Source organism: Streptococcus sp. 27098_8_23, from assembly GCF_041432195.1.
Classification (GTDB): domain Bacteria; phylum Bacillota; class Bacilli; order Lactobacillales; family Streptococcaceae; genus Streptococcus.
The window spans coordinates 252,450-268,957 of record NZ_JAPVZF010000002.1 but is presented as its reverse complement, the minus strand read 5'-3'; the positions used below and the strand labels follow the sequence as shown (position 1 = coordinate 268,957).

Sequence of the window (16,508 nt, the reverse complement as noted above, 5' to 3'; positions counted from 1 at the left end):
AATCAATGAAAAAAGAACAAATTCCTAATGTATTAACTATTGGTAGAATTCTCTTCATACCTCTCTTTATTCTTATTTTGACTTTGGGCCATTCACAAGGCAGTCATTTGCTAGCGGCGATCATCTTTGCAGTCGCTAGTATAACGGATTATCTTGATGGCTATCTTGCTCGTAAATGGAATGTAGTCAGCAACTTTGGAAAGTTTGCTGATCCGATGGCGGATAAGTTGTTGGTTATGTCAGCTTTTATCATGTTGATTGAGTTGGGTATGGCTCCAGCTTGGGTTGTTGCTATTATCATCTGTCGTGAACTTGCGGTGACAGGCTTGCGTTTGTTGCTTGTTGAGACGGGAGGGACAGTTCTAGCAGCAGCGATGCCAGGGAAAATCAAGACCTTTAGTCAGATGTTTGCCATTATCTTTTTGCTCTTACATTGGAATTTAATTGGTCAGCTGTTACTTTATATCGCTTTGTTTTTCACTATCTACTCTGGTTATGATTATTTCAAGGGTAGCGCTCATGTATTCAAAGGGACATTTGGTTCGAAATGAAATCGATTATTGAAGTAAAAGATCTGTCTTTTCGTTACAAGGAAGACCAGGATCATTATGATGTTAATAATGTCTCGTTTCACGTGAAACGGGGAGAATGGCTTTCAATTGTAGGTCATAATGGGAGTGGAAAATCGACAACTATCCGTTTGATTGATGGATTGCTTGAAGCAGACTCTGGGGAAATCTGGATAGATGGCCAACTGCTGTCCTCTGAGAATGTTTGGGATTTGCGTCGACAAATTGGTATGGTTTTTCAAAATCCAGATAACCAATTTGTGGGGGCAACTGTTGAAGATGATGTCGCCTTTGGTTTAGAAAACCAGGGACTTCCTCGTGAAGAAATGAAGAAGAGAGTGGCTGAATCTTTGGAGTTGGTAGGTATGCTGGACTTTAAGAAGAGAGAACCAGCTCGTTTATCTGGTGGACAAAAACAACGGGTGGCTATTGCGGGAGTTGTTGCCCTGAGGCCAGCTATTTTGATTTTGGACGAGGCAACAAGTATGTTGGATCCTGAGGGACGCAGAGAACTGATTCAGACAGTTCAAGAGATTCGAAAAGACCACCAGATGACAGTCGTCTCCATTACACATGATTTAGAGGAAGTTGCGATGAGTGACCGTGTCTTGGTCATGAAAAAAGGCCAAGTGGAGTCAACCAGCAGCCCAAGAGAACTTTTTTCTCGGGATGACCTTGACCAGATAGGGTTAGATGAGCCTTTTACTAATCAATTGAGAGAATCTTTGAGAGAGACTGGTTATCAGTTGCCGGATGGCTATTTGACAGAAGGAGAGCTAGAGGACAAGTTATGGGAATTACTCTAGAAAATGTGAGCTTTACCTATCAAGAGGGGACTCCCCTATCTTCATCAGCCTTGACTGATGTTTCTTTGACGATTGAGGATGGTTCCTATACAGCTTTAGTAGGGCACACAGGTAGTGGGAAATCAACGATTTTACAGCTTTTAAATGGCCTATTGGTACCAAGTAAGGGTTCTGTTCGAGTTTTTGATACCGTCATTACCCCTACATCAACCAATAAAGAAATTCGTCAGATTCGAAAGCAAGTTGGTCTAGTGTTTCAATTTGCTGAAAATCAGATTTTCGAAGAGACTGTTTTGAAAGATGTCGCATTTGGACCGCAAAATTTTGGAGTTTCTGAGGAAGAGGCCAAGAAAATTGCGCGTGAAAAGTTAGCCTTGGTAGGCATCGATGAGTCACTCTTTGAGCGCAGTCCTTTTGAACTTTCGGGTGGTCAGATGAGACGTGTGGCTATAGCAGGTATGCTAGCCATGGAGCCAACTGTCTTGGTTTTGGATGAGCCTACAGCTGGACTAGATCCTCTGGGCAGAAAAGAACTGATGACCTTGTTTAAAAAACTCCACCTTTCTGGAATGACAATCGTTCTGGTAACGCATTTGATGGATGACGTAGCTGCATATGCTGATCAGGTTTATGTTATGGAAAAGGGGCGTTTGATCAAAAGTGGCAAACCGAGCGAAGTTTTCCAAGATGTAGCCTCTATGGAAAAGGTGCAGTTAGGTGTGCCTAAAATAACAGCCTTTTGTAAACGTTTGGCAGATAGAGGTGTAGCTTTTAAAAAATTGCCAATCAAGATAGAGGAGTTTAAGGAGTCGCTAAATGGATAGTATGATTTTAGGGCGTTATATACCGGGGGATTCCATTATTCATCGCTTGGATCCACGTAGTAAATTGCTTGCCATGATCCTGTTGATTTTGATTGTATTTTGGGCTAATAATCCCCTCACCAATCTCATTTTGTTTATAGCGACAGGTATATTTATCGCTTTGTCAGGCGTTTCCCTCTCATTTTTCGTTCAGGGATTAAAATCCATGTTCTTCTTGATTGCTTTTACGACTCTTTTTCAGCTCTTTTTCATTTCAAGTGGAAATGTCCTATTTGAGTTTTCTTTTATAAGAATAACGGATTATGCTTTGCAACAAGCAGGAATCATTTTCTGTCGTTTTGTGTTGATTATTTTCTTTTCAACCTTGCTAACCTTAACGACCATGCCTTTGAGTCTGGCAGCTGCAGTTGAAGCTCTTTTAGCACCGCTGAAACGCGTGAAAGTTCCCGTTCATGAAATTGGTCTTATGTTATCAATGAGTTTGCGTTTTGTTCCAACCTTGATGGATGACACAACGCGAATTATGAATGCTCAAAAAGCCCGTGGAGTTGACTTTGGCGAAGGTAGCATCGTGCAAAAGGTAAAGGCTATGATTCCAATTTTAATTCCTCTTTTTGCGACGAGCTTAAAGCGTGCAGATTCATTGGCAATAGCCATGGAAGCGCGTGGTTATCAGGGAGGAAAGGGTAGAAGTCAGTATAGACAGTTGAGATGGAGTCAAAAGGATACACTGGCAATTCTTGTGATTTTGATACTGGGATGTTTCTTATTTTTCTTAAAATCTTAGCAGGTTTGTAGGATTGATAAGAAGCTCACAGTAGCAGGTTTTTAGTATAAAGGTAGGAATATGAACCGTTTTAAAAAATCAAAATATCTAATCATCGTTTTTGTCACAGTTCTGGCAGTTTCTGTTCTATTAGTGACAACCTATTCAAGCGCTATTGTGACGAAACTAGGAGATGGGATTTCCTTAGTAGATAGAATTGTTCAAAAACCCTTTCAGTGGTTTGATACTTTCAAATCGGATTTGGGACATTTGACGCAGACTTACAATGAAAATGAGAGTCTAAAAAAACAGCTCTATCAACTAGAGGTGGAGTCTAATCAATCAGAAAGTTTAAAAAATGAAAATGAACAATTACGTCAGTTGCTGGATATGAAGTCAAAATTGCAGGCTACAAAAACCATTGCAGCAGATGTGATTATGCGGGCTCCAGTATCTTGGAAACAAGAGTTAACAATTGATGCGGGAAGTTCAAAAGGAGCTTCTGAAAATATGTTGGCCATTGCAAACGGGGGTTTGATTGGTAGTGTTTCAAAGGTGGAGGATCATTCAACAACGATCAACCTATTGACAAACACCGAAAATTCAGACAAAATTTCTGTTAAAATCCTGCATGGTTCTGCTGAAATTTACGGGATTATCGTTGGTTATGATAAGGAATCTGAACTGCTTAAAATTAGTCAATTAAACAGCAACAGCGACATTAGCGCGGGAGACAAGGTGACTACAGGGGGGCTTGGAAACTTTAATGTTAAGGATATCCCTGTTGGAGAGGTTGTTGCTACAACACACAGCAGTGATTATCTAACAAAGGAAGTAACAGTAAAGTTAAGTGCTGACACCAAAAATCTTCATGTGGTAGAGTTAGTGGGGAATTAGCAATGAGACTGTTAAAACAAATTGGTATTTTCTTTTTACTCCCTTTTGTCGTACTAATTGATGCACATATTGGACAATTAGCGGGATCCTTCTTCCCTCACTTTCATTTAGCAAGTCATTTTCTGTTTTTATTTCTCTTGTTTGAGACAATTGAGGTTTCAGAATATCTCTATCTAGCTTATTGCGGTATAGTGGGTTTGGTGTACGATATCTATTTTTTCCACTTGATAGGAATTGCGACACTTCTATTTATCTTGATAGGTGCTTCGCTCCATAAATTTAATAGTGTAATTTTGCTAAACCGTTGGACAAGAATGTTAACAATAGTTGTGATGAGTTTCCTATTTGATATGGGGAGTTATCTTCTTGCCCTTGCTATGGGATTGACAGTAGAATCGATGCCAGTTTTCATCGTCTACAGTCTTGTCCCATCAATGATTTTAAACTTTTTATGGATGCTTATTTTCCAATATATTTTTGAAAAATGTTATCTATAAGAAAGAAATAAAAATGTAACAAAGGCGTAATATTTATTATGTCTTTTTTTGGTATACTAGTAATGTCTTAAATAGAAGGAGTATCTACACAATATGAAGAAAAAAATCTTAGCGTCACTTTTATTAAGTACAGTATTAGTGTCTCAAGCGGCAGTATTGACAACTGTCCACGCTGAAACAACTGATGAAAAGATTGCTGCTCAAGATAGTAAGATTAGTAATTTGACAGCTCAACAAAAAGAAGCTCAAAAACAAGTAGATGAAATCCAAACGCAAGTTACAGCTATCCAAACTCAACAAACGAACTTGGAAGCTGAGAACGAAACTCTACAAGCTGAATCTAAAAAACTTGAAGGAGAAATTACAGAGCTCTCTAAGAACATTGTTGCTCGTAATGAATCTTTGGAAAAACAAGCACGTAGCGCACAAACAAACGGTGCTGCAACTAGCTACATCAATACAATTGTAAACTCAAAATCAATTACGGAAGCTATTTCACGTGTTGCAGCCATGAGCGAGATTGTATCAGCTAACAACAAAATGTTGGAACAACAGAAAGCTGATAAGAAATCTATCGCTGAAAAACAGGTTGCAAATAATGAAGCAATCAACACTGTCATTGCGAACCAACAAACACTTGCTGACGATGCACAAGCATTGACAACAAAACAAGCAGAGTTGAAAGTTGCTGAGTTAAACCTTGCTGCAGAGAAAGCTACTGCAGAAAGTGATAAAGCTACTTTATTGGAACAAAAAGCAGCAGCAGAGGCAGAAGCAAAAGCAGCAGCTGAAGCAGAAGCAGCTTATAAGGCACGTCAAACAAGTCAACAACAATCAGTTGTTGCTTCTGGAAATACAACACTTTCAGATCAAGTGCAAGCGACTTCAAGCTCTTCATCAGATGATGATTCAAGCTACACTCCAGCACCTGCTCCGACTCCAACTAGACAACGTCCAACATACAGTACAAATGCTTCAAGTTATCCAACTGGAGAATGTACTTGGGGAGCTAAAACATTAGCACCTTGGGCTGGAGATTACTGGGGTAACGGAGCGCAGTGGGCTACAAGTGCAGCAGCTGCAGGATTCCGTACAGGATCAACTCCACAAGTTGGTGCGATTGCATGTTGGAATGACGGTGGATATGGACACGTAGCGGTTGTTACAGCAGTTTCATCATCAACTAGCATTCAAGTATCAGAATCAAACTATGGTGGAGATCGTACAATCGGTAACAAACGTGGATGGTTCAACCCAACTACAACTTCTGAAGGTTACGTAACATACATCTATCCAAATTAATGAATGAAACGAAGAGGCTCGATTTGAGTCTCTTTTCTTTTTTAGTCTTAAGTTAGGCTAAAAACTAGCAAAACCACTTGAAAATATCGTTAAAATGTGGTAAAATGAAACTTGTCGTGTAAACGATAATACTCATTCTTGATGAATTGTGAAACTGTTGCCCTCGGGTCGTTTTGCAAGTTGAAGTCGAGGAGAGGAAAAAAACAAAAAGGAGAAATACTCATGGCAGTAATTTCAATGAAACAACTTCTTGAGGCTGGTGTACACTTTGGTCACCAAACTCGTCGCTGGAACCCTAAGATGGCTAAGTACATCTTCACTGAGCGTAACGGAATCCACGTTATCGACTTGCAACAAACTGTAAAATACGCTGACCAAGCATACGACTTTATGCGTGATGCAGCAGCTAACGATGCAGTTGTATTGTTTGTTGGTACTAAAAAACAAGCTGCTGACGCTGTTAAAGAAGAAGCAGAACGTTCAGGTCAATACTACATCAACCACCGTTGGTTGGGTGGAACTCTTACTAACTGGGGAACTATCCAAAAACGTATTGCTCGTTTGAAAGAAATCAAACGTATGGAAGAAGAAGGAATCTTCGACGTTCTTCCTAAGAAAGAAGTTGCACTTCTTAACAAACAACGTGCACGTCTTGAAAAATTCTTGGGTGGTATCGAAGACATGCCTCGTATCCCGGATGTAATGTACGTAGTTGACCCACATAAAGAACAAATCGCTGTTAAAGAAGCTAAAAAATTGGGTATCCCAGTTGTAGCGATGGTTGACACAAACACTGATCCAGACGATATCGATGTAATCATCCCAGCTAACGATGACGCTATTCGCGCTGTTAAATTGATTACAGCTAAATTGGCTGACGCTATCATCGAAGGACGTCAAGGTGAGGACGCAACAGCAGTTGAAGCTGAATTTGTAGCTTCAGAAGCTCAAGCTGACTCAATCGAAGAAATCGTTGAAGTTGTAGAAGGCGACAACGCTTAATTCATATAAATAGTAATTACCTAGGAGGGCGGGGCCTAGCCCAGCTCTCCTATTTTTAAAAAATATAGGAGAATCAAAATGGCAGAAATTACAGCTAAACTTGTAAAAGAGTTGCGTGAAAAATCTGGTGCCGGTGTTATGGACGCTAAAAAAGCGCTTGTAGAAACAGACGGTGACATCGAAAAAGCGATTGAATTGCTTCGTGAAAAAGGTATGGCGAAAGCAGCTAAGAAAGCTGACCGTGTTGCTGCAGAAGGTTTGACTGGTGTATTTGTTAACGGTAACGTTGCAGCAGTAGTTGAAGTAAATGCCGAAACTGACTTCGTTGCGAAAAACGCTCAATTCGTTGACTTGGTAAACGCAACAGCTAAAGTAATCGCTGAAGGAAAACCAGCTAACAACGAAGAAGCTCTTGCTTTGACAATGCCTTCAGGTGAAACTCTTGAAGCTGCATATGTATCTGCAACAGCTACAATTGGTGAAAAAATCTCATTCCGTCGTTTTGCTTTGCTTGAAAAAACAGATGCACAACACTTCGGAGCATACCAACACAATGGTGGACGTATCGGTGTTATCTCTGTAATCGAAGGTGGAGACGAAGCGCTTGCTAAACAAATCTCAATGCACATTGCTGCGATGAAACCAACAGTTCTTTCTTACAAAGAATTGGATGAGCAATTCGTTAAAGATGAGTTGGCACAATTGAACCACGTAATCGACCAAGATAACGAAAGCCGTGCAATGGTTGGTAAACCAGCTCTTCCACACTTGAAGTATGGATCAAAAGCACAATTGTCTGATGAAGTGATTGCTCAAGCTGAAGCTGATATCAAAGCTGAGTTGGCTGCAGAAGGCAAACCAGAAAAAATCTGGGACAAAATCATCCCAGGTAAAATGGACCGCTTCATGCTTGACAACACCAAAGTTGACCAAGCATACACACTTCTTGCACAAGTATACATCATGGATGACAGCAAGACAGTTGAAGCTTACCTTGAATCAGTAAATGCTTCAGTAGTTGAGTTCGCTCGCTTTGAAGTTGGTGAAGGTATCGAGAAAGCTGCAAACGACTTTGAAGCAGAAGTTGCAGCTACAATGGCAGCAGCCTTGAATAACTAATAGAAAAGGAAGCAAATTGCTTCCTTTTTCTTTTGGTCTAGAGAGTAGATTCTGTATGAGTAAACAAAAAGCCCTTTAATAAGGGCTAAGTGTATTTAGGAGGTTACACTTCAAATTCATAGAGTGCTGTAGACAAATAACGTTCGCCGTTATCTGGTGCTAAAGCAAGGACTTTCTTACCTGTACCTAATTTCTTGGCAACCTCAATTGCCCCGTAAATTGCTGCAGCTGAAGAAATCCCAACCAGGAAGCCTTCTTTTCCACCAATTTCACGGCCAAGCGCTAGAGCATCATCTGACGTTACGCGAACGATACCATCATAGGCTTTTGTATCAAGTGTTTCAGGAATAAATCCAGCTGAGATGCCTTGAATTTTGTGAGGTCCTGGTTTTTCACCAGACAAGATAGCTGACTCGTCTGCCTCAACTGCATAAACTTGAATGTTTGAATTTGCTGCTTTAAGAGCGTGAGAAACACCTGAGATCGTTCCACCGGTGCCAACACCACCTACAAAAGCATCTAGTCCATCAGAACCGAAAGCAGCCAGTATTTCAGCTCCTGTTGTTCTTTCGTGTACTTCTGGATTAGCTGGATTATTAAATTGGAGTGGAAGGAAGCCGTCTCGTTCAGCGGCGATTTCCTGAGCTTTGGCAATAGCCCCTTTCATTCCTTCGCTACCAGGAGTAAGGACGAGTTCAGCACCATAGGCTTGGATAATCTTGCGTCGTTCCACACTCATCGTTTCAGGCATGACGATAACAACTTTATATCCTTTAGCGGCACCAACCCATGAAAGACCGATACCAGTGTTTCCACTCGTTGCTTCAACAATAGTAGCTCCCGGTTTTAGAATACCATCTTGTTCTGCTTTTTCAATCATGCTAAGGGCAATACGGTCTTTTACTGACGATCCAGGGTTAAAAGCTTCTAGTTTAACATAGACGTCTGCAGCACCCTCTGGAACAATGTTGTTGAGTTTAACAATCGGTGTTTGTCCAATAAGTTCAGTGATATTATTATAAATAGTCATAGATATACCTCTTTGTATAAGATGATACTAGTATAACGCGCTTAAGGCTATTTGTAAAATATAGAAATCCTATCAAAGTGATAGGATTTTTTTATATCAAAGGTCTAAGCCATTAATTTTTAATCGATTGTGATAAGCCAATTCTAATAAATAGGTGTAAAGAGGGAGGATGTCCGTTTTTTTAGGGAATTCAAATTTATGGAAACTCAGATGCTCATTATGTGCTTTAAGAGAGATATTTTCTAAATAAGTAATCGTAATCTCACTATCATCTATACCTGCTCCAGCAGTTTCCATTTCAACGTTTACAATGTTCATCAAAAAGAGTGACTTAACAGACACCTTGCGACCAGTGGCACCTTGCTTATCTGTAAAAATAATACGAATATTTGTAAAGATGATGGAATCGCGAATAAGTTTATATCCACTTTGAATTTCTTCATTCTCTAGTAGATATTGACCATATTCTTTGATAAGAGTCTCTTTGTTTTCCTCGCTGAAGTTACCAGCAAGTCCTTGAATAAATTTTCCAAACACCATGTATTTCTCCTTTATTTACACTAAGTTTACAGGAACTTCAACTTCTCGTAAACCTTGATCTGTTAAAGTAACCTTTCCATTAAAAAACTCTACAAGAGCAGACTTAATATTTTCTTTCTCTTCCTTATCAACATAAATCATTGTATCAACTTGATCTGTAAAGTTTGTATCCAGCTCCATGAGATGATGCTCTCTAAGGAAATTGCCATATTCTTGATACTGAGCGTAAGACATCTGAATGGCTATGCCAGCCTGTTCTTTGATTTCAATAATGCCAATTTCTTTGACAGCCAAGGCCACACTACCTGCGTAAGCACGAATCAAACCTCCAGCGCCTAACTTAATTCCACCAAAGTAACGAGTAACTACTACGCAGACATTGGTAAGATTATGATTTTCTAAGACGCCAAGCATAGGGACTCCAGCAGTACCACTAGGTTCGCCATCATCACTCGTACGCTTGATCTCACTGCGTTCCCCTACAATAAAAGCAGAGCAGTTATGGGTGGCTTTGTAGTGTTCTTTTTTGATAGCAGTGATAAAGTCACGAGCTTCTTCTTCACTATAGACACGCTTGGCATGACAGATAAAGCGTGATTTTTTGATTTCTTCTTGGACCTGCCCATCCTCTTTAATTGTTCTAAATTCCATGATTTAATTGTACTAAAAAATTACCTAAAGCGCTATATTTTTACGAATATTAAAGTATGAAAGTAAATCCAAATTATCTCGGTCGCTTGTTTACTGAGAAAGAATTAACGGAAGAAGAACGACAGGAAGCAGTGAGACTGCCAGCAATGAGAAAAGAGAAGGGGAAACTGTTTTGTCAACGTTGTAATAGTTTGATTCTAGAAGAATGGTATTTGCCTATTGGTGCCTACTATTGTAGGGAGTGTTTGCTGATGAAGCGAGTCAGGAGTGATCAAGCTTTGTACTATTTTCCGCAGGAAGATTTTCCTAAGCAAGATGTTCTCAAATGGTGTGGTCAGTTAACCCCTTTTCAGGAAAAGGTATCAGAGGGGTTGATTCGAGCAGTCGAAAAGAAAGAACCGACTTTAGTTCATGCTGTGACAGGAGCTGGAAAGACAGAGATGATCTATCAAGTTGTAGCTAAAGTGATTGATGATGGTGGTGCAGTTTGTTTGGCCAGTCCTCGAATTGATGTATGTTTAGAACTGTATAAGCGACTGCAGAATGACTTTGCTTGCGATATAGCGCTACTCCATGGCGAATCAGAGCCCTATTTTCGAACTCCCTTAGTAATTGCAACAACTCATCAGTTATTAAAATTTTATCATGCTTTTGATTTGTTGATAGTGGATGAGGTAGATGCCTTTCCTTATGTTGACAACACTATGCTTTACTATGCTGTAAAGAATAGTGTAAAGGAGGATGGATTGAGGATATTCCTTACAGCAACTTCTACAGATGAGTTAGATAGGAAGGTTCGCACAGGAGAATTAAAACGATTAAGCTTGCCGAGACGGTTTCATGGAAATCCTTTGATTATTCCTAAACCAGTCTGGTTATCGGATTTTAATCGCTGTTTAGAGAAAAGCCAGTTATCAACCAAGTTAAAGACTTATATTGAGAAACAGAGAAGAACAGGTTATCCATTGCTAATTTTTACATCAGAGATTAAGAAAGGCGAAAAACTAAAAGAAACACTACAGGTGTATTTCCCAGATGAGAAAATTGGTTTTGTATCTTCTGTCACAGAAAATCGATTAGAGCAGGTGCAAGCTTTTCGAGATGGAGAGTTGACGATACTGATCAGTACGACAATATTGGAACGCGGAGTTACCTTCCCTTGTGTAGATGTTTTCGTAGTAGAAGCTAATCATCGTCTCTTTACCAAGTCTAGTTTGATTCAGATTGGAGGGCGAGTTGGACGCAGTATGGATAGACCAACTGGTGAGTTGCTCTTCTTTCATGATGGATTAAATGCTTCCATCAAAAAGGCAATCAAGGAAATCAAGCAGATGAACAAGGAGGCAGGGTTATGAACTGTTTACTATGTGACCAGACTACAAAGAGTGAACTGACTTTTAGCAGTCTCTTCATTTTAAAAGATGACTGCAGTTATCTTTGCTCAGCTTGTGCTTCTAGTTTTGAGAAGATTGGTGAGAATTATTGCCCAAACTGTATGAAAAAAGGCATGTCAACTAAGTGTCAAGATTGTAAACTTTGGTGTAAAGAAGGAATTCAGGTTGATCATAAGGCAATCTTTACCTATAATCAAGCTATGAAAGACTTTTTCAGTCGATATAAGTTTGATGGCGATTTTTTGCTTAGAAAAGTTTTTGCTTCTGTTCTTGCTGAGGAGTTGAAAAAGTATAGAGGTTATCAATTTGTTTTGATTCCCCTAAGTCCTGAAAGATTGCTTGAGAGGGGATTTAACCAGGTTGAAGGTTTGGTTGAGGCAGCAGGCTTTTCTTTTAAAGATATATTAGGAAAAAGAGAAGAGAGCGCTAGTTCTTCTAAAAGCCGTTTGGAAAGGTTAGCTACTGAAATTCCATTTTTTATTAAAGATGGAATCTCACTTCCTAAGAAGATTTTGCTGATTGATGACATCTATACAACAGGGGCAACTGTGAATCGTGTGAAACGACTTTTGGAAGAAGCAGGTGCTTTGGAAGTTAAAACTTTTTCCCTTGTAAGATGAGGAAAAAATTTGCAAAATGAAAATGAAAGCGTTATAATATAGTTAGAAAAACAAAAATGTTTAGAAAGAAGGTACTTATATGATTAAATATAGTATCCGTGGTGAAAACCTAGAAGTAACAGAAGCAATTCGTGATTATGTAGTTTCTAAACTCGAAAAGATCGAAAAGTATTTCCAACCTGAGCAGGAGTTGGATGCACGTGTGAACTTGAAAGTTTACCGTGAAAAAACAGCAAAGGTTGAGGTAACAATTCCACTTGGATCTATCACTCTTCGTGCTGAAGATATTTCCCAAGATATGTATGGTTCTATCGATCTTGTAACAGATAAAATTGAACGTCAGATTCGTAAAAATAAAACTAAAATCGAACGTAAGAATAAAAGTAAAGTTGCGACAAGTCAACTCTTTACAGATGCTCTAGTTGAAGATGCAGATGTTGTGCAACCCAAAGTCGTTCGTTCAAAACAAATTGATTTGAAGCCAATGGATTTAGAAGAAGCCCTTCTTCAAATGGATTTATTGGGACATGATTTCTTTATTTATGTAGATGTAGAAGATCAAACAACTAATGTTTTGTATCGCCGTGAAGATGGTGAAGTTGGTTTGTTAGAAGTAAAAGAATCATAAAATAGAATTTTTAAAGTGGTTTACACCAGTGTAAACCATTTTTATATTGCATTATTATAAAAGGTATAAATGGGGGCAGTTATGAAAGACGTGGTGATTGTTTCAGCAGTGCGAACTCCAATAGGCTCCTTTGGAGGAAGTTTGAAGAATGTTTCAGCTGTTGATTTGGGAGCTTTGGTTATTAAGAGTGCTTTGGAAAAAGCCAATGTCAAACCAGAGCAGGTAGACGAAGTGATTATGGGGAATGTCCTAGGCGCAGGTTTAGGTCAAAACGTAGCTCGTCAAATGAGCGTTCATGCAGGACTCCCTGAATTTACACCAGCCTTTGCCATCAATAAGGTTTGTGGTTCCGGTTTGAAGGCCGTGCAGTTGGCTGCTCAAGCGATTCGATGTGGCGATGCAGATATTATCGTAGCTGGTGGTGCAGAAAACATGAGTCAGGCTCCATACGTTTTGCCAAGTTTCCGTTGGGGTGGTCGTATGGGAGATTCGAAAGTGGTAGATACCATGATTAAGGATGGTTTGTCTGATGCCTTTAACGAATACCATATGGGAATTACAGCCGAGAATGTGGCTGAAGAATATGGCATCAGTCGAGAAGAGCAAGATGCTCTTGCTTTAGAGTCACAAAAACGAGCAGTTGCAGCTATAGAATCTGGCCGCTTTAAAGAAGAGATTATTCCAGTTGTCATTCCTCAACGCAAAGGCGATCCTATCGTTTTTGATACAGATGAATATCCTAGAAAAGATGCTAGCTTGGAGAGTTTGTCTAAGCTAGGTCCTATTTTCAAAAAAGACGGTTCTGTCACAGCGGGAAATGCTTCAGGAATCAATGACGGGGCAGCAGCTGTCTTAATCATGAGTGCTGAAAAAGCTGAAGAATTAGGACTTTCAGTGATTGCCCGCATTCGTTCGTATGCAAGTGCAGGTTTGGATCCTAAGATGATGGGATGTGGACCGATTTATGCGACTCGCAAGGCTCTTGAAAAAGGCAATTTGACAGTTGAAGATCTCGACTTGATTGAGTCAAATGAAGCTTTTGCTGCCCAGGCTTGTGCAGTTGGTAAAACACTTGGTTTCAACACAGATATTGTCAACGTCAATGGTGGCGCCATTGCTCTTGGTCACCCAATTGGGGCTTCCGGTTGCCGTATCTTAGTGACTCTGGTACATGAGATGATGAAACGTGATGCTAAAACTGGCTTAGCAACTCTCTGTATCGGAGGAGGGATGGGGACTGCCCTTATCGTGGAACGTTAGGTGTTAGTGTTCTGAACACGTGGGTAGGAGGGTGATGATTCCCTCCTCTTTTTGTGTCTGAAGTTAGAGAAATGAAGGGCTTGCATCTTTTAAAAGGTCGCTTTTTAAGGGTTTTTGTGATATAATAATGCGCAAGAGGTTTAGAATGAAAAAAAATAATTTAATCCCGTTTTCTGCGGTCTTGCTAGGACTTGCAACTTTCGGAATCTTAACTTTGCTGATTATTTTTTCACATAATCTTGCTGTAACAATCACTGTTTTGTTTTTATTTGTACTGCTTTATCTGCTTTTATTTGTATGGCAAAAAAAACAGTATGAAAAGAGCGAAATTGAACAAATCCAATATGTAAATCACCAAGCCGAAAATAGCTTGAGTACTTTGCTTGATCAAATGCCGGTGGGAGTCCTGAAATTAGACTTGTCAAGTGGAGAAGTAGAATGGTTTAATCCATATGCTGAGCTGATTTTGACGACTGAAGAAGGGGAAATTGATGTTGAGTTAATTCAAACCATCATCAAGGCTTCTGTTGGGAATCCAGGTTCGTATGCTACCTTGGGCGAAACACGGTATGCTGTCCATATGGACAAGGCTTCGGGTGTTTTGTATTTCTTTGATGTTTCTGGGGAGTACGAAGCAACTGTCGAATTGGTAACTAGCCGTCCAGTCATTGGAGTCATCTCGGTAGATAACTATGATGATTTGGAGGATGCGACATCGGACTCAGATATCAGTCATATCAATAGTTTTGTAGCCAATTTTGTTTCAGAATTTGCTAGTAAGTATGCTATGTTTTCTCGCCGTGTGGGGATGGATCGTTTTTATGTATTCACAGATTACACGGTACTAGAGGAATTGATGAATGATAAATTCTCCGTTATTGATACTTTCCGAGAAGAATCAAAACAGAGGCATCTACCCCTAACTTTAAGTATGGGATTTTCTTATGGTGATGGAAACCATGAAGAGATAGGGAAAATTGCCTTGCTCAACTTGAACTTAGCAGAAGTTCGCGGTGGTGATCAGGTGGTGGTCAAGGAAAATAACGAAACCAAGAATCCTGTCTACTTTGGTGGAGGAACTGCTGCATCTATCAAACGTACTCGTACACGTACCAGAGCCATGATGACAGCCATTTCTGATAAGATTCGAAGTGTTGACCAAGTTTTTGTAGTCGGTCATAAAAATCTAGATATGGATGCTTTGGGATCTGCTGTTGGTATGCAGTTGTTTGCAAGTAATATTATTGAGAACAGTTATGCTGTCTATGATGCAGACCATATGCCAGCAGATATCGAACGTGCTATTCAGTTCTTGAAGAAGGAAGATGTCACGAAACTTTTATCTCTTACAGATGCGATGAAGTTAGTTACAAACCGTTCATTATTGATTCTGGTGGATCATTCCAAGACGGCTTTGACTTTGTCAAAAGATTTTTATGATTTGTTCACTCAAACTATTGTTATTGACCATCATAGACGTGATCAGGATTTCCCTGAGAATGCAGTCATCACCTATATTGAAAGTGGGGCAAGTAGTGCCAGTGAGTTGGTCACAGAATTGATTCAGTTCCAAAATTCTAAGAAAAATCGTTTGAGTCGTATGCAGGCCAGTGTTTTGATGGCTGGTATGATGCTGGATACCAAGAATTTCACATCTCGCGTGACGAGCCGAACCTTTGATGTGGCTAGCTATCTGAGAACACGGGGAAGTGACAGTATTGCTATCCAGGAGATTGCTGCGACAGATTTTGAAGAGTACCGTGAGGTAAATGAACTCATTTTACAAGGTCGTAAGTTAGGTTCAGATATCTTGATTGCCCGAGCTAAGGACTCAATGTCTTATGACACAGTTGTTATCAGTAAGGCTGCCGATGCTATGCTGGCTATGTCAGGTATTGAAGCCAGCTTCGTTCTAGCAAAAAATACACAAGGATTTATCTCTATCTCAGCTCGAAGTCGTAGTAAAATCAATGTGCAACGCATTATGGAAGAGCTGGGTGGTGGAGGTCACTTTAATCTAGCAGCTGCGCAAATCGAGGATATGAGTTTGTCGGAAGCAGGAGAAAAATTGACTCAACTAATCTTGGAAGAACTAAAGGAAAAGGAGAAAGAAGAATGAAAGTAATCTTTTTAGCAGATGTTAAAGGAAAAGGGAAGAAAGGCGAAATCAAGGAAGTACCAACTGGCTACGCTCAAAACTTCCTGATTAAAAAGAATTTGGCCAAGGAAGCAACTGCTCAAGCAGTGGGTGAGTTGCGTGGAAAACAAAAATCAGAAGAAAAGGCTCATGCTGAAATGATTGCTGAAGCAAAAGCCATCAAGGCTAAGCTTGAAGCAGAAGAAACAGTTGTAGAGTTTGTTGAAAAGGTTGGACCAGATGGCCGTACATTTGGCTCTATCACTAACAAGAAAATTGCAGAAGAATTGCAAAAGCAGTTTGGTATTAAGATTGACAAACGCAATATTCAAGTGCAAGCACCAATTCGAGCAGTAGGTTTGATTGATGTACCAGTGAAGATCTATCAAGATGTTACAAGTGTCATCAATCTTCGTGTAAAAGAAGGTTAAGTATACAACTTCTTGACAAGATTGTAAAAGGAAGG

Annotated in this window: 18 protein-coding genes; 15 read left to right on the top strand and 3 right to left on the bottom strand. The window is 39.8% G+C overall.

Annotated elements, in window-relative coordinates:
- The first annotated feature begins 5 nt into the window (after nucleotides 1–5).
- From pgsA to tsf, 9 genes are all read left to right on the top strand, one after another.
- Nucleotides 6–551, top strand: coding sequence for a CDP-diacylglycerol--glycerol-3-phosphate 3-phosphatidyltransferase (gene pgsA, locus O3652_RS05200; RefSeq protein WP_000712149.1), 546 nt, complete (start codon nucleotides 6–8; stop codon nucleotides 549–551).
- Complete coding sequence (locus O3652_RS05195; RefSeq protein WP_000835733.1) at nucleotides 548–1,375, top strand: energy-coupling factor ABC transporter ATP-binding protein; 828 nt, start codon at nucleotides 548–550, stop codon at nucleotides 1,373–1,375. The genes pgsA and O3652_RS05195 overlap by 4 nt, the downstream gene beginning before the upstream one ends.
- Nucleotides 1,360–2,199, top strand: coding sequence for an energy-coupling factor transporter ATPase (locus tag O3652_RS05190; RefSeq protein ID WP_042903075.1), 840 nt, complete (start codon nucleotides 1,360–1,362; stop codon nucleotides 2,197–2,199). The genes O3652_RS05195 and O3652_RS05190 overlap by 16 nt, the downstream gene beginning before the upstream one ends.
- Entirely contained in the window at nucleotides 2,192–2,986 is a 795-nt protein-coding gene (locus tag O3652_RS05185; protein WP_125412850.1) for an energy-coupling factor transporter transmembrane protein EcfT, read from the top strand. The genes O3652_RS05190 and O3652_RS05185 overlap by 8 nt, the downstream gene beginning before the upstream one ends.
- A 60-nt stretch (nucleotides 2,987–3,046) precedes the next feature.
- Complete coding sequence (gene mreC / locus O3652_RS05180) at nucleotides 3,047–3,862, top strand: rod shape-determining protein MreC (RefSeq protein WP_125412845.1); 816 nt, start codon at nucleotides 3,047–3,049, stop codon at nucleotides 3,860–3,862.
- 2 nt (nucleotides 3,863–3,864) lie between these two features.
- Nucleotides 3,865–4,359, top strand: coding sequence for a rod shape-determining protein MreD (gene mreD / locus O3652_RS05175; protein ID WP_001237915.1), 495 nt, complete (start codon nucleotides 3,865–3,867; stop codon nucleotides 4,357–4,359).
- Between the two features lie 93 nt (nucleotides 4,360–4,452).
- Nucleotides 4,453–5,661, top strand: a complete 1,209-nt coding sequence (pcsB, locus tag O3652_RS05170) for a peptidoglycan hydrolase PcsB (RefSeq protein ID WP_000726988.1) — start codon at nucleotides 4,453–4,455, stop codon at nucleotides 5,659–5,661.
- 222 nt (nucleotides 5,662–5,883) lie between these two features.
- Nucleotides 5,884–6,663 carry a 30S ribosomal protein S2 gene (rpsB, locus tag O3652_RS05165; RefSeq protein WP_125412841.1) on the top strand — a complete coding sequence of 260 codons (780 nt, stop codon included), beginning with the start codon at nucleotides 5,884–5,886 and terminating at the stop codon, nucleotides 6,661–6,663.
- A 78-nt stretch (nucleotides 6,664–6,741) separates the two neighbouring features.
- Complete coding sequence (gene tsf / locus O3652_RS05160; protein WP_000808056.1) at nucleotides 6,742–7,782, top strand: translation elongation factor Ts; 1,041 nt, start codon at nucleotides 6,742–6,744, stop codon at nucleotides 7,780–7,782.
- A 103-nt stretch (nucleotides 7,783–7,885) separates the two neighbouring features.
- Here the strand turns inward: tsf and cysK are convergent, their stop codons facing one another.
- The 3 genes from cysK to O3652_RS05145 form a co-directional block, all read right to left on the bottom strand.
- A complete protein-coding gene (cysK, locus tag O3652_RS05155) occupies nucleotides 7,886–8,812 on the bottom strand; it encodes a cysteine synthase A (protein WP_000158480.1) in 927 nt (308 codons plus the stop codon).
- Nucleotides 8,813–8,908: 96 nt separating this feature from the next.
- A complete protein-coding gene (locus O3652_RS05150; RefSeq protein WP_000231197.1) occupies nucleotides 8,909–9,352 on the bottom strand; it encodes a PH domain-containing protein in 444 nt (147 codons plus the stop codon).
- Between the two features lie 15 nt (nucleotides 9,353–9,367).
- Complete coding sequence (locus tag O3652_RS05145; RefSeq protein ID WP_000395752.1) at nucleotides 9,368–10,003, bottom strand: YigZ family protein; 636 nt, start codon at nucleotides 10,001–10,003, stop codon at nucleotides 9,368–9,370.
- 56 nt (nucleotides 10,004–10,059) lie between these two features.
- Here O3652_RS05145 and O3652_RS05140 point away from each other — a divergent pair, with 56 nt between their 5' ends.
- The 6 genes from O3652_RS05140 (at nucleotide 10,060) to rplI (ending at nucleotide 16,473) form a co-directional block, all read left to right on the top strand.
- Entirely contained in the window at nucleotides 10,060–11,358 is a 1,299-nt protein-coding gene (locus tag O3652_RS05140; RefSeq protein ID WP_000867705.1) for a DEAD/DEAH box helicase, read from the top strand.
- Nucleotides 11,355–12,017: a ComF family protein gene (locus O3652_RS05135; RefSeq protein ID WP_000995709.1), complete on the top strand. Its 663-nt coding sequence runs from the start codon at nucleotides 11,355–11,357 to the stop codon at nucleotides 12,015–12,017. Before O3652_RS05140 ends, O3652_RS05135 begins: the two co-directional genes overlap by 4 nt.
- Nucleotides 12,018–12,096: 79 nt before the next feature.
- Nucleotides 12,097–12,645 carry a ribosome hibernation-promoting factor, HPF/YfiA family gene (gene hpf, locus O3652_RS05130; RefSeq protein WP_000599114.1) on the top strand — a complete coding sequence of 183 codons (549 nt, stop codon included), beginning with the start codon at nucleotides 12,097–12,099 and terminating at the stop codon, nucleotides 12,643–12,645.
- A gap of 81 nt (nucleotides 12,646–12,726) precedes the next feature.
- Complete coding sequence (locus O3652_RS05125) at nucleotides 12,727–13,905, top strand: acetyl-CoA C-acetyltransferase (RefSeq protein ID WP_008284495.1); 1,179 nt, start codon at nucleotides 12,727–12,729, stop codon at nucleotides 13,903–13,905.
- A gap of 145 nt (nucleotides 13,906–14,050) precedes the next feature.
- Nucleotides 14,051–16,024 carry a DHH family phosphoesterase gene (locus O3652_RS05120; protein WP_000739978.1) on the top strand — a complete coding sequence of 658 codons (1,974 nt, stop codon included), beginning with the start codon at nucleotides 14,051–14,053 and terminating at the stop codon, nucleotides 16,022–16,024.
- Nucleotides 16,021–16,473: a 50S ribosomal protein L9 gene (rplI, locus tag O3652_RS05115; RefSeq protein WP_000864211.1), complete on the top strand. Its 453-nt coding sequence runs from the start codon at nucleotides 16,021–16,023 to the stop codon at nucleotides 16,471–16,473. The genes O3652_RS05120 and rplI overlap by 4 nt, the downstream gene beginning before the upstream one ends.
- Nucleotides 16,474–16,508: the final 35 nt, after the last annotated feature.

Coding starts and splice junctions, on each gene's coding strand:
- pgsA (WP_000712149.1), top strand. CDS start 6: ATGAAAAAAGAACAAATTCCTAATGTATTAACTATTGGTAGAATTCTC.
- O3652_RS05195 (WP_000835733.1), top strand. CDS start 548: ATGAAATCGATTATTGAAGTAAAAGATCTGTCTTTTCGTTACAAGGAA.
- O3652_RS05190 (WP_042903075.1), top strand. CDS start 1,360: ATGGGAATTACTCTAGAAAATGTGAGCTTTACCTATCAAGAGGGGACT.
- O3652_RS05185 (WP_125412850.1), top strand. CDS start 2,192: ATGGATAGTATGATTTTAGGGCGTTATATACCGGGGGATTCCATTATT.
- mreC (WP_125412845.1), top strand. CDS start 3,047: ATGAACCGTTTTAAAAAATCAAAATATCTAATCATCGTTTTTGTCACA.
- mreD (WP_001237915.1), top strand. CDS start 3,865: ATGAGACTGTTAAAACAAATTGGTATTTTCTTTTTACTCCCTTTTGTC.
- pcsB (WP_000726988.1), top strand. CDS start 4,453: ATGAAGAAAAAAATCTTAGCGTCACTTTTATTAAGTACAGTATTAGTG.
- rpsB (WP_125412841.1), top strand. CDS start 5,884: ATGGCAGTAATTTCAATGAAACAACTTCTTGAGGCTGGTGTACACTTT.
- tsf (WP_000808056.1), top strand. CDS start 6,742: ATGGCAGAAATTACAGCTAAACTTGTAAAAGAGTTGCGTGAAAAATCT.
- cysK (WP_000158480.1), bottom strand. CDS start 8,812: ATGACTATTTATAATAATATCACTGAACTTATTGGACAAACACCGATT.
- O3652_RS05150 (WP_000231197.1), bottom strand. CDS start 9,352: ATGGTGTTTGGAAAATTTATTCAAGGACTTGCTGGTAACTTCAGCGAG.
- O3652_RS05145 (WP_000395752.1), bottom strand. CDS start 10,003: ATGGAATTTAGAACAATTAAAGAGGATGGGCAGGTCCAAGAAGAAATC.
- O3652_RS05140 (WP_000867705.1), top strand. CDS start 10,060: ATGAAAGTAAATCCAAATTATCTCGGTCGCTTGTTTACTGAGAAAGAA.
- O3652_RS05135 (WP_000995709.1), top strand. CDS start 11,355: ATGAACTGTTTACTATGTGACCAGACTACAAAGAGTGAACTGACTTTT.
- hpf (WP_000599114.1), top strand. CDS start 12,097: ATGATTAAATATAGTATCCGTGGTGAAAACCTAGAAGTAACAGAAGCA.
- O3652_RS05125 (WP_008284495.1), top strand. CDS start 12,727: ATGAAAGACGTGGTGATTGTTTCAGCAGTGCGAACTCCAATAGGCTCC.
- O3652_RS05120 (WP_000739978.1), top strand. CDS start 14,051: ATGAAAAAAAATAATTTAATCCCGTTTTCTGCGGTCTTGCTAGGACTT.
- rplI (WP_000864211.1), top strand. CDS start 16,021: ATGAAAGTAATCTTTTTAGCAGATGTTAAAGGAAAAGGGAAGAAAGGC.